15 protein-coding genes and 1 pseudogene are annotated in these 18,897 nt (G+C 71.4%); 6 read left to right on the forward strand and 10 right to left on the reverse strand.

From position 1 onward, the window contains the following. Positions 1-38 precede the first annotated feature (38 nt). Positions 39-641 carry a TetR/AcrR family transcriptional regulator gene (locus ACFXGX_RS27825; protein ID WP_384796100.1) on the forward strand — a complete coding sequence of 201 codons (603 nt, stop codon included), beginning with the start codon at positions 39-41 and terminating at the stop codon, positions 639-641. Positions 642-677: 36 nt separating this feature from the next. On the opposite strand, the gene ACFXGX_RS27830 is transcribed toward ACFXGX_RS27825, so the two are convergent. Continuing rightward, positions 678-2,222: an AMP-binding protein gene (locus tag ACFXGX_RS27830; RefSeq protein WP_384796102.1), complete on the reverse strand. Its 1,545-nt coding sequence runs from the start codon at positions 2,220-2,222 to the stop codon at positions 678-680. A 157-nt stretch (positions 2,223-2,379) separates the two neighbouring features. Between ACFXGX_RS27830 and ACFXGX_RS27835 the strand changes: the two genes are divergently transcribed. After that, the gene (locus tag ACFXGX_RS27835; protein ID WP_384796104.1) at positions 2,380-2,952 is read left to right on the forward strand and encodes a GNAT family N-acetyltransferase; all 573 of its coding nucleotides are present in this window, start codon (positions 2,380-2,382) and stop codon (positions 2,950-2,952) included. A 99-nt stretch (positions 2,953-3,051) separates the two neighbouring features. Here ACFXGX_RS27835 and ACFXGX_RS27840 read toward each other — a convergent pair whose 3' ends face one another. Continuing rightward, positions 3,052-4,506, reverse strand: a complete 1,455-nt coding sequence (locus tag ACFXGX_RS27840; protein WP_384796106.1) for an APC family permease — start codon at positions 4,504-4,506, stop codon at positions 3,052-3,054. Between the two features lie 264 nt (positions 4,507-4,770). Here ACFXGX_RS27840 and ACFXGX_RS27845 point away from each other — a divergent pair, with 264 nt between their 5' ends. Then, on the forward strand, positions 4,771-5,970 hold the full coding sequence (locus tag ACFXGX_RS27845; RefSeq protein ID WP_384796108.1) for an ROK family protein: 1,200 nt from the start codon (positions 4,771-4,773) through the stop codon (positions 5,968-5,970). 270 nt (positions 5,971-6,240) lie between these two features. Then, on the forward strand, positions 6,241-8,967 hold the full coding sequence (locus ACFXGX_RS27850; RefSeq protein ID WP_384796110.1) for a sugar-binding domain-containing protein: 2,727 nt from the start codon (positions 6,241-6,243) through the stop codon (positions 8,965-8,967). 54 nt (positions 8,968-9,021) lie between these two features. Here the strand turns inward: ACFXGX_RS27850 and ACFXGX_RS27855 are convergent, their stop codons facing one another. After that, positions 9,022-10,467, reverse strand: a complete 1,446-nt coding sequence (locus tag ACFXGX_RS27855; protein ID WP_384796112.1) for a hydrolase — start codon at positions 10,465-10,467, stop codon at positions 9,022-9,024. Positions 10,468-10,745: 278 nt separating this feature from the next. Here ACFXGX_RS27855 and ACFXGX_RS27860 point away from each other — a divergent pair, with 278 nt between their 5' ends. Together ACFXGX_RS27860 and ACFXGX_RS27865 are read left to right on the forward strand one after the other, a co-directional pair. Then, the gene (locus ACFXGX_RS27860; RefSeq protein ID WP_355771073.1) at positions 10,746-11,009 is read left to right on the forward strand and encodes a GlsB/YeaQ/YmgE family stress response membrane protein; all 264 of its coding nucleotides are present in this window, start codon (positions 10,746-10,748) and stop codon (positions 11,007-11,009) included. Positions 11,010-11,225: 216 nt separating this feature from the next. After that, positions 11,226-11,744, forward strand: a pseudogene (locus ACFXGX_RS27865) (GNAT family N-acetyltransferase); the annotation flags it as partial. Between the two features lie 21 nt (positions 11,745-11,765). Here the strand turns inward: ACFXGX_RS27865 and ACFXGX_RS27870 are convergent. From ACFXGX_RS27870 to ACFXGX_RS27900, 7 genes are all read right to left on the reverse strand, one after another. Next, entirely contained in the window at positions 11,766-12,542 is a 777-nt protein-coding gene (locus tag ACFXGX_RS27870) for a GNAT family N-acetyltransferase (RefSeq protein WP_384796114.1), read from the reverse strand. A gap of 190 nt (positions 12,543-12,732) precedes the next feature. Further along, the gene (locus ACFXGX_RS27875) at positions 12,733-14,061 is read right to left on the reverse strand and encodes an MFS transporter (protein ID WP_384796116.1); all 1,329 of its coding nucleotides are present in this window, start codon (positions 14,059-14,061) and stop codon (positions 12,733-12,735) included. A gap of 297 nt (positions 14,062-14,358) precedes the next feature. After that, positions 14,359-15,309 carry a catechol 2,3-dioxygenase gene (locus tag ACFXGX_RS27880; RefSeq protein ID WP_384796118.1) on the reverse strand — a complete coding sequence of 317 codons (951 nt, stop codon included), beginning with the start codon at positions 15,307-15,309 and terminating at the stop codon, positions 14,359-14,361. A 9-nt stretch (positions 15,310-15,318) separates the two neighbouring features. Next, entirely contained in the window at positions 15,319-16,407 is a 1,089-nt protein-coding gene (locus tag ACFXGX_RS27885) for a 4-oxalomesaconate tautomerase (protein WP_384796120.1), read from the reverse strand. Positions 16,408-16,522: 115 nt separating this feature from the next. After that, positions 16,523-17,233 (reverse strand): 4-carboxy-4-hydroxy-2-oxoadipate aldolase/oxaloacetate decarboxylase, encoded by a 711-nt coding sequence (locus ACFXGX_RS27890; protein WP_384796122.1) that lies wholly within the window; start codon positions 17,231-17,233, stop codon positions 16,523-16,525. Continuing rightward, positions 17,230-18,018, reverse strand: coding sequence for a PIG-L deacetylase family protein (locus tag ACFXGX_RS27895; protein ID WP_384796124.1), 789 nt, complete (start codon positions 18,016-18,018; stop codon positions 17,230-17,232). Before ACFXGX_RS27895 ends, ACFXGX_RS27890 begins: the two co-directional genes overlap by 4 nt. Positions 18,019-18,092: 74 nt before the next feature. Further along, positions 18,093-18,743 (reverse strand): GntR family transcriptional regulator, encoded by a 651-nt coding sequence (locus ACFXGX_RS27900; protein WP_355771049.1) that lies wholly within the window; start codon positions 18,741-18,743, stop codon positions 18,093-18,095. Positions 18,744-18,897 lie beyond the last annotated feature (154 nt).

The raw sequence follows: 18,897 nt of genomic DNA on the forward strand, positions 1-18,897 counted from the left end.
AAGTTAATAGCGAACGGTCGTCAGGTTAAGCTGGCCGCATGAGCCCGCGCAAGTCCGTCGCCGAAACCGCCGCCACCCGCGACCGGATCATCGGGAGCGCCCTGGCGCTGGCCTCCACCGAGGGCCTCGAAGGTCTCACCATCGGGCGGCTCGCCATCGATCTGGCGATGAGCAAGGCCGGCGTGATCGGCCACTTCGGCAGCAAGGAGGCGCTCCAGCTCGCCGTGCTGGACGCGGCCGTCGAGCGGTTCACCCGGCGGGTGCCGGCGCGTGCCGTCGGGGCCCGGCCCGGCACGGAACGGCTGACCCGCGCCTACGGCGAGTGGATCGCCTACATGGCCGAGGGCGAGGGGCACGGCGGCTGCTTCCTCACCTCGGTGGCCGGCGAGTTCGACGGCCGCCCCGGCCCGGTCCGCGACGCGGTCCTGGTCGCGCTGGACACGTGGACGGCGTACGTCAAGGCGGAACTGGCCACGGCGGTCGGTAGCGGCCGGCTCCCCGAGGACACCGACGTGGACCAGCTCGCCTTCGAGCTGGGCGGCGTGATCCTCGCGGCCGGCCAGTCGATCAAACTGCACCGCGACCCACGGGCACCGGCCCGCGCGCGCCGCGCCGTCGCCCGCCTTCTCGCCGCCCCCTGAGGGCCCACCGCCGCGAGAAGTCGCCTGCGGACAGGTTCAGTTGACGTGCCGTTCGTGTCCCTCCCAGTACGGCTCGCGCAGCTTGTACTTCTGGAGCTTGCCGGTGGCCGTCCGGGCCAGGACGTCCCGGAACTCGACCGAGGTCGGCGCCTTGTACCCGGCGAGGCGCTCCTTGCAGTACTGGATCAGCTCGCCCTCCGTGGCCTCCGTGGCCTCCGTGTCCGGAGCGAGGACCACCAGGGCCTTGACGGTCTCGCCCCACTTCTCGTGCGGCACGCCGATGACCGCGACCTCGGCGACCGACGGATGGCTGAAGAGCGCGTCCTCCACCTCGATGGAGGACACGTTCTCACCGCCCGTGATGATCACGTCCTTCTTGCGGTCACTGATCGTCAGATAGCCGTCCTCGCCGATGGATCCGCCGTCGCCGGTGTGGAACCATCCGTCGGCAAGCGCCCGTTCGGTCTCCGCGGGCTGCTCCCAGTAGCCCTCCAGCACGACGTTGGAGCGCGCGAGGATCTCGCCGTCGGCGGCGGTGCGCAGGGTCACGCCCAGTGCGGGGGCACCGGCGCGCACCAGTTTCTCGGCGCGGGCCCCGGGGTCGAGGTCGTCCCATTCGGCGCGGGTGCGGTTGACGGTGAGCAGGGGTGAGGTCTCGGTGAGGCCGTAGATCTGGATGAACTCCCAGCCCAGCAGGGACTCGACCCGTGCGACGGTCTTCGTGGGCGGCGGCGCGCCGGCGACGATGATGCGGACCCGGTCGCGGCCGGGGATCTCGCCCTCCCAGGACTCGGCGGCGGCCAGCACGGCGTTGACGACGGCCGGGGCCGCGCACATCACCGTCACGCCGTGCTCGGCGACCCGGCGCAGGATCTCCGCGCCGTCGACCTTGCGCAGCGCGATCTGCCGGACGCCGAGGCCCGCCATCGCGAAGGGCATCCCCCAGCCGTTCGCGTGGAACATGGGCAGGGTGTGCAGATACACATCGCGGTCGGTGATGCCGGCGTGCAGCGCGAAGGTCGTGGCGTTGACCCAGATGTTGCGGTGGGTGATCTGCACACCCTTGGGCCGGGCCGTCGTGCCGCTGGTGTAGTTGATCGTCGCGGTGGCGTTCTCGTCCGCCTCCCAGGGTCGGGGTTCGGTGCCGAAGCGGTACAGCTCGGTGTCCGCGGCGGCGCCGAGCGTGAAGCGGTGCTCGCAGCCGACCCCGGCGAAGCGGTCGGCCAGTTCGGGGTCGACGAGCAGGACGCTCGCGCCGGAGTGCTCGAGGATGTAGCTCACCTCGTCGGCCGTCAGACGGAAGTTGACCGGTACGAGGACCCGGCCGTGGCCGCTGACGCCGAAGAAGGACGTGAGCAGCCGGGCGCCGTTGGGCGACACGACGGCCACGCGCGCGCCGTGCGGGACGCCCAGCGCGTCGAGCCCGGCGGCCTGGGCCGCGGCCAGTTCGCCGACGCGCCGGTAGGTCAGCCCCTCCCAGGGCTCGGCCGGCTGGTCGGGTTCGTCGACGACGCCGAGGCGGTCGCCGTACACCGTGACGGCGCGGTCCAGGAAATCAAGTGCTCCGAAGGGGACGAGCATCACGGCCTCCCGAAGATCGGACGATGCCCCCTTTCTATCCTGGCTCCGCCCCCGCGCATCCGGAGAACCGCGAACGGATACCCACGGTGATGTCCGGATCCTTGTGCGTGCCCCGGCCTCCTTGGCCTCCGCGTGCCCGGCACGTCACGATCGTCCGATGGACAGCCGACCGACGTTCGACTTTTCCCGCCCCCTGCGCATCGGCGGGCTGGGGCTGCATCTGCGCGAGTGGTCCGACGACGACGCGGCGGATCTCGTCGCGCTCTACGACGATCCCGAGATCGACCGGTGGACGCCGGTCGTCTCCCCCTTCGACACCGCGGCGGCACTCGCCTACCTCGCGGCGGCCGAGCAGAAGGCGGCCGAGAGGCGGGGGGTGCAGCTCGCCATCACCACGGACGGCGGGCGGCCCCGGGGCGAGATCCTGCTGTTCCCGGGCACGGCAGACGACCGTGACGTCGAGCTGGCCTACGGCGTGGGGGCCGCCTACCGGGGCCGGGGGCTCGCGACCCGCGCGGTCCGGCTCGTCGTGGACTTCGCCCACCGCCGCGTCGGCGGCCGGCGCGTCGTGCTGTGCATCGAAGGCGGAAACACCGCGAGCGAGGCGGTCGCCAGGGCGACGGGTTTCGTCCTCACCGGCGACGCGCCCACGGTCCGTACGGCGAAGGGCCGGGACGTCGTCCTGTGGACCTGGAGCCATCTCGAAGGCACCGGCCCGCGCCTCGGATGAGGCGCGAGCCGGCGGCTCCCGAGGGTGGCGGGCGCCGAGGCACCGCGCGTCCCCGGGCGCCCGGCGTTTCGCACATCCCGGGCACCGTCGCGCCGGGTCTCACGCCCCCGCGGGCTCCGTCTCCGTGGCCGGCGCTGTCAGGTACTCCTCGGTGACCTCCTTCGGGCCGAACGGCCAGACCTTCTCCAGCCGGGCCCAGACGACGAAGGCGACCAGGCCGAGGGCCAGCCAGGCCAGCGACCACTCGATGGGGTGACGGCCCGGGGAGTTCTTGTCCGCGTAGCCGTAGATCGTGAGCCACCCGACGAGGGCGAGGAGGCTCGGCAGCGGGTAGAGCCACATCCGGTAGGGGCGGCGCAGCCCCGGCTGCCGCCTGCGCAGCACCGACAGGGCGACGATCTGGGCCAGCGCCTGGACGATCACCATGACCGTGGTCAGGAGCTGGATGAGGGTGGCGAGGTCGGTGTGGCGGCCGATCATGAACCCGATCGCCGTGATGACGCCCATGGTGGCCAGACCCAGCATGGGAAAGCGGTGCCTGGGGTGCAGTTTGGCGTAGGGGCGGAAGAACACGCGCTCGCGGGCCGCGTCGTAGGGCACGCGCGAGCCGCCGAGCAGCCCGGTGAAGACCGAGGCGAACGCCGTGATCAGGATGAGGACGGTGACCGTGTCGGCGGCGCCCTTGCCCCAGGTCTCCTCCATGACCGCCGAGGCCACCGAGGTGGAGGCGATGTCGCCGGGGTCCGTCATCCGCTGCCAGTCGATGACGCCGAGCGTGCCGATCTGGAGCAGCAGGTAGATCGCCATGATGCCGAGGATCGAGTAGATGATCGAGCGGGGCAGGGTGCGGCCGGGTTCCTTGATCTCGGCGCCCATGTACGCGGTGGTGTTGTAGCCGAGGTAGTCGTAGATGCCGATGGTCAGACCCGCGGCGAAGCCGACCCAGAAGTGGCTGGTGGACAGCGCGAACGCGTGCGCCGGGTAGGTGAACGCGCGTCCGGCGCTGAAGTCGGTGGCGGCGGCGACGATCACGAGGAGGACCGAGGTGATCATCACGCCCCACATGACGGCGGTGATCCGCGCGATGTGCTCGATCCCGCGCCACAGCAGGACGACGACGAGGACGACCATGGCGAGTCCGACGAGGTCGCCGGTGGTCCGGCTCATGTCGGGCGCCAGATAGCCGAGGTACTGGACGAAGCCGACAACGCCGGTGGACATGATCAGCGGGATGAAGAGCATCGCCGTCCATACGAACAGGAAGGGCATCAGGCGTCCGGTGCGGTACTGGAAGGCCTGGCGCAGGTAGACGTAACTGCCGCCGGACCCGGGCATGGCGGCGCCGAGTTCGGCCCACACGAGTCCGTCGGCGAGCGCCAGCAGGGCGCCCGCGAAGAATCCGATGACGGCCTGCGGACCGCCGAACGCGGCGACCATCAGCGGGATCGTCACGAACGGCCCGATGCCGCACATCTGGCTCATGTTGATGGCGGTGGCCTGGAACAGGCCGATGCGACGCACGAAACCGCCGGCGGGTGGCGGGGTACCGGACACGGATCCTCCTCAGGACGGGACGCGGGGAGAGGTACGGGGGGAGGTACAGGGAGGCGGGAGAGGTACGGGGTGACGGTCCGGGTGGAGGCGGGAGAGGTACGGGGTGACGGTCGGGGTGGAGGCGGCCGACGGGATCAGGGGCGGCGGGTGACCGGCCGGCGCCGGACTCCCCCCGGCTCGCCCGGCGGGGCTGACTGGGCTGACTGGGCTGACTGGGCGATAAAGTTAAGGAGCCTTACTAAGCGCGTCAAGGGGGCGTGACCCATGAGTGAGAATGGTGCGATGCCCGCCAGCGACGCCGCAGAGCACCCCGAACAGCCCTGGAACCGCCGTCGGTTGCGCAGTACGAACGAGCGGCTGCTCCTCGACCGGCTGCGCTCCGGCGGTGCCGCCTCGCGCGCCCAGCTCGCCCGCGAGACGGGGCTGTCCAAGCCGACGGTGTCCAGCGCGCTCGCGGCGCTGGAGGAGGCGGGGCTCGTCCGCGAGGCCGGCACGCTGGCGCCCGAGCGCGGCCGCGTCGCCGTCCTGTACGCCCCCGATCCCGCCGCCGGGTACGCGCTCGGCATCGACATCGGCCGTAGCTGGCTGCGCGTGGCGGTCGCCGATCTCGACGGCGCGGTGGTCGCGCGCGCCGACGTACGCAACCGCGCCCGCACCTCCCGAGCCATGGCCGACCTCGTGGTGTCCACGGCCCATCAGGTCGTCGCCAACTCCGGTGTCGGCGCGCACGAGGTGGCCCACGCGGTGGTGGGCACCCCGGGCGTGTACGACGAGAAGCAGCGCCGCGTGCGGTACGCGATGCATCTGCCCGGGTGGGGCCGGGCGGGCCTGTTCGACCGGATGCGCGAGGAGCTGGGCATCCCTCTGGAGGTGCACAACGACGCCAACCTCGCGGCCCTCGGCGAGTACACGTACGGGGTCGGCGCGGGCAGCCGGCTGTTCGCGTACATCATGATCGGCACCGGCCTCGGCATGGGTGTCGTCAGCGAGGGGCGGCTGTTCACGGGGGCGCACGGCGGGGCGGGCGAGATCGGCTTCCTGCCCTGGCCTGGCCGGCACAAGCCCGAGACCCTGGAGGACGCGGTGTCCGGCGAGGCGGTCGTGGAGGCCGCGCGGCACTTCGGCATGACCGGCCAGCTCACCGCCAAGGCCGTCTTCGACGCGGCGCGGGAGGGGCACGGCCCGGCGGTCGAGGCGGTCCGGCTGGAGGGCGAGCGGATCGCGCACACGGTGGCCGCCGCGACGGCGGTGCTCGATCCCGACCTGGTCGTCCTGGGCGGCGGGGTCGGCCACAATGTCGACCTGCTGCTGCGGCCCGTCCGCGAGACGCTGCGGACGCTCACACCGCTGCGCCCGAGGATCGCACCCGGCCGTCTGGGCGAGGACGCGGTCCTGCTCGGCGCGGTGGCCACGGCTCTGGGCACGGCACGCGATGTGGTGTTCGAGCGCAGGTCGGGCTCCTGAACCGGGAGGGCGTCCGCGTGAAACCGGGAGGGTGTCCTCGGCACCGAGGCGGCCGGTTTCGGCGTCGCCGGGCCGGTGCGGACGGTGACGCCGGTGCGGACGGTGACGCCTCTGGTGACGCCCGCGCGGACAGCGACACCCGGCGACCCCGATGCGGCCGGTGATTGACATGGATTGCTCACCGGCCTAGCTTGTGGACCCTAGTTAGTAAAGTTTCCTAACTTGCAGTGCCGAAGCGCGGATGCTCCCCCACCCCCCAAGGAGATCACCGTGTTCCACCGCCCTGCCTCCCGGCCGCGCCTCGCCACGGCCGCCGTCGCCCTGGGCCTGCTGTGCACCCTCTCCGCGAGCGCCTGGGCCGACGGACCCGACCCCGGAGCAGCCACCACACCCCGCCTCCCCGCCACGGCGGTGGCCTCCGCGCCGGGCAGTGCCACGGCGCTGTCGGGGTACGCGATCCAGTCCACCGCCAAGGTCCCGGACCCGGCGTCGGCCGTCTCCAGTCCCGGCTACCGGACGAGCGGCTGGTACCCGGCGGGCCCGCGTTCCACGGTCCTCGCGGCGCTGCTGGCGAACGGCAGATACGCGGACCCGTTCTACTCGACGAACCTGAGGAACATCCCGAAGTCCGACTTCACCGTTCCCTGGTGGTACCGCTCGGACTTCACCGTCACCGACACGTCCGAGCGCACCCATCTGGACTTCAGCGGGGTGATCTCGGCGGCGGACGTCCACGTCAACGGCCACCGGGTGGCCGACGCCGGCCAGATCGCCGGTGCCTACACGCACCACGAGCTGGACATCACCTCGCTGGTGCGCGCCGGCACCAACACGGTCGCCTTCCGTATCAGGCCCAACGACCCGGACAAGAACCTGACGATGGGCTGGATCGACTGGCTCCAGCCCCCGCCCGACCAGAACATGGGGATCGTCCGTGACGTCCTCGTCCGCCGTGGCGGCCCGGTCGCCCTGCGCGACGCGCATGTGCTGACCCGGCTCGACGTCCCCTCGCTCCGCACCGCCGATCTCACGGTCAGGGCGCGGGCCCGCAACGAGACCGGCTCGGCCGTGACCGCCACGGTGTCCGGCCGCATCGGCTCCGTGTCCTTCTCGAAGACGGTCCCGCTCGCGCCGCACCAGACCAGGGCCGTCACCTTCTCGCCGTCCGAGGTCCCCGGACTGCGCCTGAGGTCACCGAAGGTGTGGTGGCCCGCGGGCATGGGCGGCCAGCCGCTGTACGGGCTCGATCTGACCGCCTCCGTCGCGGGCGCCGCGTCCGACACCGCCCACGAGACCTTCGGCGTCCGCGAGGTGAAGGCGCCCCTGAACTCCGACGGCGCCCGGCAGTACAGCGTCAACGGCCGCAGGCTGCTCATCAAGGGCGGCGGCTGGTCTCCGGACGAGTTCCTGCGCTGGGACCGCGGCTACGTCGAGGACCGGCTGCGGTACGTGCTGGACCTCGGCCTCAACACCGTACGCCTGGAAGGGCACATCGAGCCCGACGAGTTCTTCGACCTCGCCGACCGCTACGGCATCCTCACCCTGCCCGGCTGGGAGTGCTGCGACAAGTGGGAGGGGCAGGTCAACGGAGGTGAGACCGGCGACAGGTGGACCGACGCCGACTACCCCGTCGCCCGGGCGTCGATGGCCGCCGAGGCCGCCCGGCTGCGCGACCACCCGAGCGTCGTCTCCTTCCTCATCGGCAGCGACTTCGCACCGGACGCCAGGATCGAGAAGACCTACCTCGACGCGCTGAAGGAAGCCGACTGGCCGACCCCGGTGATCGCCGCCGCCTCCGACAACTCCTCCCCCGTGTCCGGCCGTTCGGGCATGAAGATGACCGGGCCCTACGACTGGGTCCCGCCGGGCTACTGGTACGCCAAGCGTGAGGGCGGGGCCACCGGCTTCAACTCCGAGACCGGGGCGGGCCCCGACATCCCCACCCTCGACACCCTGCGCCGCATGATGTCGCCCACCGAACTGGACACTCTCTGGAGGAACCCGGATGTCCGGCAGTACCACCGCTCGCCGTCCCCGGTGTTCGGCACACTCAAGATCTACGACGCCGCGCTGGCCGGCCGCTACGGCCCGCCGACCGGACTCACCGACTACGTGCGCAAGGCGCAGCTCGCCCAGTACGAGGCCGTGCGGGCGCAGTTCGAGGCCTACGGACGCAACGCCACCGACGCGACGAAGCCCTCGACCGGGGTCGTGCACTGGATGCTCAACAGTGGATGGACCTCGCTGCACTGGCAGTTGATGGACCGTTATCTCGACCAGGGCGGGGCCTATTTCGGCGCGAAGAAGGCCAACGAGCCCCTGCACGTGCAGTACTCGTACGACGACCGTTCCGTCGTCGTCGTGAACAACCGGCACACGCCCGCTTCCGGTCTCACGGCGCGCGTCACGCTCTTCGACCCGGACGGCACACAGCGGTACGACCGTACGGCGACCGGTCTCACCGTGCGCGGCGACGGGGCGCGTGTCACCGCCCTGACACTCCCCTCCTCGGTGAAGGGTCTCGCGACGACCTATCTGGCGCGGCTGGTCCTGCGTGACGCCGGGGGCAGGGAGATCGGCCGGAACGTGTACTGGCTCTCGACGCGGCCGGACACCCTCGACTGGGCGAACACGGACTGGTACCACACCCCGACGACGAGCTACGCGGACCTGAAGGGACTCGGCTCCATGGCGAAGGTGCCGGTGTCGGCCTCCGTGTCGACCTCCCCCGGTGCCGACGGGACCTCCACGACGAAGGTCACCTTGCGCAACGACGGGACGGGGACGACGCCGTCCCTCCTCACGGACGCGCATCTCGTGGGCGCCGGGGGCCGGCCGGTGCTGCCGGTGCGGTGGTCGGACAACGAGGTGAGCCTGTGGCCGGGCGAGTCGGTGACGCTGACGGCGACGTTCCGGACGGCCGATCTGCACGGCGCCGTTCCCGGAGTGCGGGTCTCCGGGTGGAACACGACGGAGCGGACGGTCCGGTCCCGGTAGAACGACGTGAGGGGCGGACCCGGTCGCGGGCCCGCCCCTCGTCCTGCGAGGTGCTCAGCTCACATTGAGCGCGGTGTCGTCGAGGACGAACGACGTCTGGAGTGTGGAGCCCTCGACGCCCGTGAACTTGATCGTGACCGTCTGGCCGGCGTAGGTGGAGCCCAGGCTGAAACTGCGCTGCGTGTACCCGGACACGGCGTTCAGGTTCGAGTACGTGGCCAGGGTCGACAGCACGGTGCCGCCGCTGTTGAGGACCTGGGCCTTGAGGGTGTCGTACGCCGTGGTCGTGGTCGTCTCGGCCGTGTCCACGTGCAGATAGAAGCTCAGGGTGGCGGAGCAGCCCGAGGGGATGGTCACGGACTGGGACAGCGTGTCGGTGTTGGCCGAGCCGTAGCCGTTGAGCCACGCCTTGTACGAGCCGGTGCGGGCCGCCTCGCCGGAGCTGTTGGTGATGACACCGCTGGTGGCGGTCCAGGAGGTACTGCCGGACTCGAAGCCCGGGTTGGCGAGCAGTTGGGCGGCCGTGCAGGTGCCGCCACCGCCTCCTCCCCCGCCGCTGCTCGTACCGGCGAGCCAGTCGGTGGCGTTCAGGGCGAGGGCCGCGTTGGTGGCGCCGGTGTCGTTCCAGCCGTCGTAGAGGGTGTTGCCGGACTGGCCGGTGCCGTCGTCGATGGGTGAACTGTCGCCCCAGAAGGCGACCTTGCCGCTGCCGAAGGTGCTGGTCGCGAAGAACGCGCCGGTGTTCCCGGAGTAACCGGTGCGGTAGACCAGTCCCTTGACGGCCGAGTTGTCCGCCGGCTTGAGCGTGGCCGTGGTCCCGTCCGCGATCAGGCTCTTGGTGACGGTGCCGAACGACCCGTGCAGGATCGTGTTCGTGCTGTCGCTGATGGCGCTCGGGTAGTCGGATCCGACGTCCAGCGTGTCGATCGAGAAGCCGAACGGGTCGGTGCTGTCGACGCTGTTGTTGCCCATCAGGTCGTTGAAGATCTCGACCGCGTCGTAGCCGTCGCTGTTGCGGTCGGCACCGGTGTGGTCGGAGATCATGAAGAGGCCGCCGCCGTTCTTGACGAACGTCATGATGGCGGTCTTCTCGGCCGTGGTGAACAGCGTGTTGGGCTCGGGCAGCACCAGCTCGTCGAAGTTCGACAGGTCGGTCGCGGCCGTGCCGCCGTAGGTGAGGCTGGAACCCGAGGGCAGCGTCTTCAGGCTGTAGTTGCCGGTCCTCTGCAGGGCCACGCCCCAGGAGGACAGTGCGCCCGTCCAGGAAGTCTCCGAGGTCGGACTGGAGTTCTGGCCGAGCGGGTCGGGCTGGCTGGTGGAGATGATCCAGTCGGCGTTGCCCGCGGTCTCGGCGTGCCCGTTGTCGAACAGGACGCGGTGGGGGGTGGCCGCGTGGGCGGGGACAGCGGTGGCCGTCTGGAGCGCGGCACCTGTGACGAGCAGTCCGAACACACCCAGGGCGGTGGTGAGTCTGTGGCGGGACTTCTTGAATCCGAGCATCCGACGAACCTCCGGTGACGAGGGGGGAGAGGCGGTGCGGGCGCCAAGTCTGCGCGCGTAGAACGGAAGTTGACTGTCTCCCGTTCAACAGATTATTGAACGGTACATGTCCAAACGTGAGTTGCCCAGGGGACGGACGGGGTTCACCGCGGGCCCTCCGCGCGGGTTCACCGCGGGTGTCTGCGCGGGTTCACGGCGGATGCCTGCGCGGCGGCGGACTGGCCGCGCCCGATGCGGGCAGATACATAACTGCGGGGGACCGACCAGGAGGGGCTGAGATGGAGATCTCGGGCGTCATCAGTGCCGTCGTCATCGGCATCGTCATCGGTGTACTGGGCCGGCTCGTCGTGCCCGGCCGCCAGCGCATCGGCGTCCTGTGGACGATCGTGGTCGGCATCGTGGCCGCGTTCATCGGGTCGGGGATCGCCGCCGCGTTCGACGTCGCCGACACCAAGGGCGTCGACTGGATCGAGTGGCTCATCCAGATTGGCCTGGCCGCGTTCGGCGTCGCGGCACTCGACCGATCGAGGGCACGCCGCTGAACGACCGGCCCGGAGGGCGGCGGGGCGGGCTGCGCGGGGTGCTGACGACCCGCGGGGCGGGCGACTCCGGGCACTGACGACCCGCGGGGCCTCCCTCGGGGAAATGCGTTGCGGAGCAGGTGCGGGCGTGGCTACCTTCTGCGGGCTTCGCCTGCCCGCGCTCCCCCGCGCCCCCACCCCGGAGACACCTTGCCGCCACGCATCAAACTCGACCTCTCGGCGGAGACGGAGATCGCCGAACGGCCGCACCCCGGATACGCGTTGACGAGCTGGGAAGGCGTCGTGCCGGCCGGGCCGGCGCACACCTTCACCGACTCCCGGCGGGCCATGGACGACATGCCGATGGAGGACAGCGACCACGGCTTCGACGTCTGGGACGTGGAGCGGGTCGTGGCCGTCGCCGAGGCCGTTCTCGCACGGGGCGAGGCGCTGCACACGGTGGCCGTGGTGGACCGCTCGGACGGCTCCGTCGCCGGCTTCTCCGAACTCGTCGTACCGGGCGACGGGCGCGGCGACGCCCAGCACTACGGTACGGGCGTCCTGCCCGAGCACCGGGGCCACGGCCTCGGGCTGTGGATGAAGGCGGAGTCGATCCGCGGAGCCCGGCTGCGGTACCCGGAACTCTCCGGCCTGCTCACGGACACGGCCGACAGCAACGCGTACATGATCGGCATCAACGAAGCACTGGGCTATCGGCCGACCCACCGGGAGCTGGAGTACCGGCTGGACCTCTGAGATGCCGGGACGAGGCCGGCGTCAGCCCTCGTACACGTACGGGGTGGTCGTGGTGAGCGGCTGGAAGCCCAGGCGGGTGAGGACAGGGCGGCTCTGGCTGGACGCGTCGACCTGGACGTAGCGGTAACCGCGCTCGGCGGCGACACGGGCGCGGTGGGAGACGAGTGCGCGGTAGATGCCCCGGCCCCGCCAGGCCTCGACGGTGCCGCCGCCCCACAGCCCGGCGAACCGCGCCCCCGGCGGGAGTTCCATGCGGGCCGCGCTGACCGGGACGTCGCCGGCGAGCGCCACGACGGCGACCACCGTGTTCACGTCGCCGGTGAGCTGGGCGAGCAGTTGGTGGCGCAACAGGGTGCTGTCGCCGCCGAAGGCCTGCTCGTGGACGTCGGCGACGAGGGCCACACCGGCACGGTCGGTGACCGGCAAGAGCCGTACGCCCTCCGGTGGTTGCACGTCGAGGGCCAGAGCGCTCAGCTCGGCGATCATCAGCGTCTCCTCGGGCTGGGCGGTGAAGCCCGCCGCCCGCAGCCGCTGCCCCAGGTCCAGCGGCCGGTCGTGCCCGTACAGCTTCCACTCGAAGCCGCCCCCGAGGCCGGAGAAGAAGCGCACCTGTTCGGCGATGGCCGTGTCGGCGCTCGCCGCGTCGAGGTCGGACCAGACCACCCCGTTCCAGCCCTTGTCCGCGCCGACCTGGCGCACCACCTTGCCGGCGCGCTCGACCCGGGCGCCGGGCGCGTCGGGCCGCGCGCCTTCCCGCATGTCCCGGTCGAACAGCGCCAGTACCGCTGCGTGATCCATGGGGTCACTCCAGCATCCCGGGACGAACGGGGCAACGGGAATAAGTGTCCACGGGTGACCGGTGGGGCGTCGTCCGGTCCTCTCCCCCGGCGGCCCCGGGGACGGACCGCCCCCCGCGGCCCGGGCGCGAGGACGTCCGGGCGGACCCTTCCTCAGGCCCCGCCCGGACGCCGGTTCCGTGCCGCTCCGGTCAGCCGGTGGCGGTCAGCTCCCGCTGGGGGACGGAGCTCGGGGTCGTCGATCGGACCCGGCTCAGACCGGTGAGGCTGACGAACACCAGGGAGAAGACACCCGCCAGGGCGAAGGCGGTGAAGCCCGCGGTGGTCGAGCCGGTGGCGAGAAGCCGGCCGCCCAGCCAGGGGCCGACGACGGCGCCGAAGCGTCCCATGCCCGAGGTCCAGCCGACGGCCGTGGCGCGGTTGTCGTCCTCGGAGCGGTGGGCCACCGTCGCGTAGATCATCGCCTGGGCGCTGAAGAGGAACAGGCCGGTCAGGAAGACGACGGTGTACGTGAGGGGCAGCGGCATCTTGACGCTGAGGGAGTAGATGCCGATGGCGGTGGCACCGAACCAGATCGCCGAGATGACCGAGCCGCCGAACCTGTCGGTCAGGCGGCCGCCTATCAGCATGCCGACGATGCCGCCGAGGTTGATGACGATGACGAAGCCGATCGAGGAGCCGAGGTTGTAGCCGTTGGCCTTCATCAGCGAGGGCAGCCACTGCGAGACGCCGTAGACGAGGAGGAGACCGCCGAAGGAGGCGATCCAGAAGAGCAGGGTCTGGATCCACCGGCCGCCGCGGAACAGGGCCGTGACGGCGCTGAAGCGGTCGGCGACGGCCTGGCGCTCCTCGGCGCGGGCGGCCAGGTCGACGCCGTAGCGGTCGGCGAGCGCGCGGGCCTCGTCGGTACGGCCCTTCGCCTGGAGGAAGGCCATCGACTCGGGCAGGTACGCGGCCGCCAGCGGAACCCCGATGAACAGCGGTATCACGCAGATCCAGAAGGAGATCCGCCAGTCGCCCGTCCCCAGCGCGACGAATCCGGCGACGATGCCGCCGGCCTGGTGAGCGGTCATCAGCGAGCCCACGATCAGGGCGCGGCGGCCGCGGGGGGCGTACTCCGTGACCATGGTGATCGCGCTCGGCAGCAGGCCGCCGAGGCCGAGGCCGGCCAGGAAGCGGCCGAGGCTGAAGACGCCCAGGCTCCCGGCGGAGGCGCAGACCGCGGAGGCCAGCGAGAACACGGCGGTCGAGGCGATGATCGTCTTCTTGCGGCCGACCCAGTCGCTGACGGTTCCCGAGCACAGGGCGCCGACCAGCATGCCGAAGGTGGCGTAGGAGCCGACGTCGCCGGCCTTGCCGGGGTCGATGCCGAGCGCCTTCGTCTCCAGCATGTGCGGCAGCACGGAGCCGTAGATGAACATGTCGAGGCCGTCGAAGAGGACGACCAGCCAGCAGAGGCCGACGACCAGCGCGGCCAGTCTGCCGCCGCCGCGAGCGGGCAGGGCGAGGGAGGAGGACATCGTTGTTTCCTCTCGTCCAGGAGGTGGGGGCCCTGGAAGGGGGTCGGGGGTGCGGGCCGACGCGGCTCGTGCGGCTGACCCGATGGTGCGACAGACGCTAAGGAGTGAACTCCTGGAGTGTCAACGTTTTTGTCAACAATCCAGGAACCAAACAGGCCACCCTTCACGACCGTCGCACGAGCGGCTGAGAGGCAGGTGAAAGCGCGCACGGGCGGCACACCCGCTGTGCCGCCCGCACGCATGTACTGACTGGATCTGGTCGCTCGGTCGTTCGCCCGAAGGGACGACGGAGGGCGGTCAGCCGACGGGCGGTGTGCCGTGGGTGTGGAAGGACTCGATGGTCTTCAGACCCCAGGCCTGGCCCTTCTTCCGCTCCTCCTCGGTCCAGGTGATCAGCGGCCAGTCGGGTGCGAGGACGAGGCGGGTGAGCGGGTTGCACAACTCGACGCGGTTGCCGCCGGGTTCGTAGACGTACAGGAAGAACGTCTGCTGGATGGCGTGCTTGTGCGGGCCCGTCTCGATGAACACACCGGTGTCGATGGCGAGATCGGCGGCGCGCAGGATGTCCTCGCGGGTGTCCGTGGCGAACGCGATGTGGTGCAGACGTCCGCTCGAACCCGTCCAGTCCTCCGTGTAGACGACGTCGTACGACTTGTTGCTGAAGGTCAGCCACTGGGCGGCGGTCCGGCCGCTGTCGAGCCGGATCTGCTCGGTCGGACGGGCCCCGAGCACGTCACGGACGAAGTCCCCGTTCGCGGCGACGTCGGAGGCGAGGTAGTTCACGTGGTCCAGGCGCCGTACGCCGACCCCGTGGCCGGGTTTGGCCTGCGGCTGGTTCTTCAGTCCGGGCCTCAGGTGCTCCGGCGCCTGATACCACTCGCTCTCCCAGTACAGGGCGAGTTCGTGGCCGTCGGGATCGGTGGTCACGTAGAGCGGGCCGATACCGGGCTCGTCGTGCACCCAGCGGCCCTCGCGGCCGGTGCTCTCGATCTCCTTGACCCGGCGCTGGAGGGCCTCCTCGCCGGCGGCGCGCAGGGCGGTGCGGCGGATGCCCGAGGTCGTGTGGGCGGTGAGGGTCAGGCTGTGGTGTTCGTAGTCGTCCCAGGTCCGCAGATACACGGAGTCTCCGGAGCGGCCGTTCTCGGTCAGGCCGAGGTACTCGGTGAAGAAGCGGACGCTGGCGTCCAGGTCCGGGGTGAGCAGTTCGACGTGCCCGAGGTGGGCGATGTCGCCGAGCGGCGGGGCCATGGGGGCTCCTCAGGGTTGATGTGCGGCTCCGGCCGGCCGGGCGAAGACCGTGCCGTCGAAGATCTTGCGGGCGGTGCGGACGACGGCGGTGCGCCGGGCCACGGGCGGGGCGCCGCCGGGACCGTGGTCGACACCGGCCTCGATGTCGAGGAATCCGGTGGGATGTTCGATACGCAGCCGGTCGCCCCGGTCGGGCAGGCGCGCCACGGCGTGTCCGACGCCGCCCTCCACGCGCAGCCCGGCAGCGACGCTCGCCGCGCCGAGGACGCCGATGGAGGTGTGGCAGCGCACCGGAATGAAGGTGCGGGTCGTGACGGCTCCGCCCGCGCGGGGCGGGGCGAGCAGGGTCAGCTTGGGCACGGTGGCGTTCTCGACGTCACCGAGCCCCATCAGCTTGCCCGCCTCCAGCCGGATCCCGCGGAGCCGGACGGCCAGGGCCCGGTCCCCCTCCAGGTCCTCGGGGGTCTCGTACCCGCTGACGCCCAGCGAGGACGCGGCGATCAGCACGGTCGGCATGCCGTTGTCGACGCAGGTCACGGGGGTGTCGGCGACGAGGTCCCGGGCATGGCCGGTGGGCAGCAACGGCGCGCTCCCCCGCGGGAATTCGATCATCACGGGCGCCGCGGTCCCGGGCACCCCGGAGATCTCGGCCTCGCCCTCGTAGACCACGCGTCCGTCCTCGGTGGGGAAGGTCGCGAGCGCGAGGTCCCCCGAGTTGACCATGCGGATGCGGACCGACGTGCGGCCCTCCCCCGGCTCGACCAGTCCGCGTTCGACGGCGAACGGGCCTATTCCGGCAAGGATGTTGCCGCAGTTCTGACGGTCCGACACCTCCGCCTCGTCCACGGCGACTTGGAGGAACAGATAGTCGACGTCTGCGGCCGGGTCGGCGGAGACCGAGACCACGGCCACCTTGCTGGTCAGCGGGTGGGCGCCGCCCAGGCCGTCGATCTGGCGCGGGTCGGGGCTGCCCATGACGCGCAGCAGCAGCTCGTCGCGTTCGGCGGGGGTGGCGGGCAGGTCCCCGGCGAGGAAGTAGGCGCCCTTGGACGTGCCGCCGCGCAGAAGCATGCAGCGCACCCCCTCGGGGCCGCTCACGGCACGTCTCCGTCCGGAAAGCGGGGCCCGCCGGTGGCCGGGCCGCCGGATCCCGCCCGGAAGCAGGGCCCGTTCACAGCCCGGCCGCCGGATCCCGCCCGGAAGCAGGACCCGTTCATCGCGCGGCTCCGTCCCGCATGTAGTCGTCCCAGGAGGTGTAGGTCACGCCCAGGCGCTCCAGGGTCTCGCGCAACCCGTAGCGGTCCAGGCCGAGTTCGCCGTCGAGGAAGGCGGCGCGGGCCAGCGCCTCCTTGCGCTCGCGGGCAGCGGAGGCCTCGGCGACCTCGCGGGCGTCCTCGCGCGGCACGCACACCACGCCGTCGTCGTCGGCGAGGATCACGTCGCCGGGCCGGACGATCTGGCCGCCGATGGCCACGGGCACGTTCACGGAGCCACCGGTCGCCTTCACGGTGCCCTGCGGGCTGACGGCGGCGGACCAGGCGGCGAAGCCCATCTCGCGCAGTTCGGCGGTGTCCCGGATGCCGGCGTTGATGACCAGACCGCGCACGCCGCGCCGGTGGAGGGCGGTGGCGAACAGTTCGCCGAACATGCCGTCGGTGGAGGGGGAGGTGGTGGTGACGACCAGGATGTCGCCCTCGCCGCACTGCTCCACGGCGGCGTGGATCATGAGGTTGTCGCCGGGCCACGACAGCACGGTGACCGCGGTGCCCGCGACGCGGACGCCCTGCTGGACGGGGCGCAGCCCGGTGCCGAGCAGGCCGGTGCGGCCCATCGCCTCGTGCACAGTGGCGGTGCCGTATCCCGCGATCGCCTCGACGTCCTTCGCGTCCGCCCGGGGCGGGCCGGTGACGATCACGCCGCTCATGCCAGCTCCTTCGCGATCTGCGGGTAGGGGCGCATGAACGCCTCGGCCATGGTCTTGTGGGCCAGGCCCAGGTTGGGGCCGGCGTTGCGCTTGAGCTGGACGCCGCGGCGTACGGCGAGGTCGGTGTAGTAGTCCCACAGGTGCTGCTGGGCGCCGAGGCATTCCATCGCCTTGCGTTTGGTCTCCCACACCTCGGTGATGTCGAGGAGGACTTCGGGCCGGAAGCCGCTCATCTCGGGCTGGTGGGGCTCGAAGTAGAAGACGGGCGGGGCGCCGATGATCTCCCCCTCGCCGGGGTAGCCGATGGCCTGGGCGAGGACCCGGGCCTCCAGCGCCATGCGGTTGGCGGCGGGGTGGTCGCCGTTGTACGGGTCCTCGGCCGGGTGGGTGAGCACGACGTCGGGCTGGGTCTCGCGGTAGACCGTCACCAACTGGTCGGTGAGCTCGGCCGTGACGGTCAGCGGGTAGTCGCCGGCGTCGAAGAAGCGGACCGCGGCGCCGAGCGTGGCGGCGGCCTTCTCCGCCTCCTCACGGCGTATCGCCTTGATCTCGTCGAGCTTCTTGCCCTCGCGCCAGGCCTTCGCGGACTCACCGCGCTCGCCGAAGGTCAGGCACGCGATGGTGACCTTCTCCCCCCGGGACGCGGCGAGGGCGATGGCGCCCCCCGCCCGCCACACGAAGTCCCCGGCGTGCGCGGTGACGACCAGCGTCGATCGTGATGGGCGCCCCCCGGGCCCGGGCGGGGCCGAGGGGCCGGGGGCGGCGGGCGCGTAGCCGTGCGTCATTGCAGCAATCTCCTTGGTGGACAGGTGGCGCCCGCCTCGGCTGTCCGTCGCACCGCGCGTCGCCGCGCGGTGCGTCAGTCGCGCAGCGCTTGGATCACACTGCCGAGGTGAGCGCGGACGGCCGCTTCGGCCGCCTGCGGGTCCCGGGCCGCGATCGCCTCGATCATGGCCAGGTGTTCACTCAGGGATTGCTGGGACCGGCCCGGGCGGAGTGCCAACTGGAAGCGGTGACGGACCAGTTGGGCGTTGAGCCGTTCCAGGAGTTCGACGGCCGTCCGCTGGCCGGAGAACTCCCTGATCCGGGCGTGTACTTCGTGGTTGAGCTCGGAGTAGGTGACCGGTTCGCCGTCGCCGACCGCCTTGACCATCGCGGCGCCCAGGTCGGCCAGCTCGGCGAGCTGGTCGTCGGTGGCCAGGACGGCCGCCTTGGCGGCGCAGAGCCCTTCGAGGGCCATACGGCACTCGGTGATGGCGACCGCTTCCTCCACGGTCACCACCCGGACGCGCGATCCGCGGTTGCGGATCCGTTCGACCAGTCCCTCCGATTCCAGCTCGATCAGCGCCGCCCGTGCGCTGGCCCGGGTGACACCGAACTGCTCGGCGAGTTCGTTCTCCACCAGCCGCTGGGCCGGTGCCATCTCTCCGCGCAGAATCGCCTGCCGCAGCTCTACCAACGCGTGCTGCTTGGCCTGCTCGCCGGTGCCTGGACGGGCTTCCTTCTGCATTGCGCCCTCCCTGAGTGAGTGCCTGTCGAACGTAAATCTAGACCAACAAGATTGTCAACAATTTTGTTCGGCATGTTGCCGACCGTGCCGCGGCGGAACCCGCGCGTCCGCCGACATCAGAGCGGCCCGGTGCCGCGGCAGACTGTTCGTCTGC

This window comes from Streptomyces sp. NPDC059371 (assembly GCF_042751995.1).
Lineage (GTDB): Bacteria > Actinomycetota > Actinomycetes > Streptomycetales > Streptomycetaceae > Streptomyces.

What these genes read in the sequence shown, in the direction of transcription:
- ACFXGX_RS27825 (WP_384796100.1), top strand. Translation starts at nt 39, where the DNA reads ATGAGCCCGCGCAAGTCCGTCGCCGAAACCGCCGCCACCCGCGACCGG.
- ACFXGX_RS27830 (WP_384796102.1), bottom strand. Translation starts at nt 2,222, where the DNA reads ATGCTCGTCCCCTTCGGAGCACTTGATTTCCTGGACCGCGCCGTCACG.
- ACFXGX_RS27835 (WP_384796104.1), top strand. Translation starts at nt 2,380, where the DNA reads ATGGACAGCCGACCGACGTTCGACTTTTCCCGCCCCCTGCGCATCGGC.
- ACFXGX_RS27845 (WP_384796108.1), top strand. Translation starts at nt 4,771, where the DNA reads ATGAGTGAGAATGGTGCGATGCCCGCCAGCGACGCCGCAGAGCACCCC.
- ACFXGX_RS27855 (WP_384796112.1), bottom strand. Translation starts at nt 10,467, where the DNA reads ATGCTCGGATTCAAGAAGTCCCGCCACAGACTCACCACCGCCCTGGGT.
- ACFXGX_RS27860 (WP_355771073.1), top strand. Translation starts at nt 10,746, where the DNA reads ATGGAGATCTCGGGCGTCATCAGTGCCGTCGTCATCGGCATCGTCATC.
- ACFXGX_RS27870 (WP_384796114.1), bottom strand. Translation starts at nt 12,542, where the DNA reads ATGGATCACGCAGCGGTACTGGCGCTGTTCGACCGGGACATGCGGGAA.
- ACFXGX_RS27875 (WP_384796116.1), bottom strand. Translation starts at nt 14,061, where the DNA reads ATGTCCTCCTCCCTCGCCCTGCCCGCTCGCGGCGGCGGCAGACTGGCC.
- ACFXGX_RS27880 (WP_384796118.1), bottom strand. Translation starts at nt 15,309, where the DNA reads ATGGCCCCGCCGCTCGGCGACATCGCCCACCTCGGGCACGTCGAACTG.
- ACFXGX_RS27890 (WP_384796122.1), bottom strand. Translation starts at nt 17,233, where the DNA reads ATGAGCGGCGTGATCGTCACCGGCCCGCCCCGGGCGGACGCGAAGGAC.
- ACFXGX_RS27895 (WP_384796124.1), bottom strand. Translation starts at nt 18,018, where the DNA reads ATGACGCACGGCTACGCGCCCGCCGCCCCCGGCCCCTCGGCCCCGCCC.
- ACFXGX_RS27900 (WP_355771049.1), bottom strand. Translation starts at nt 18,743, where the DNA reads ATGCAGAAGGAAGCCCGTCCAGGCACCGGCGAGCAGGCCAAGCAGCAC.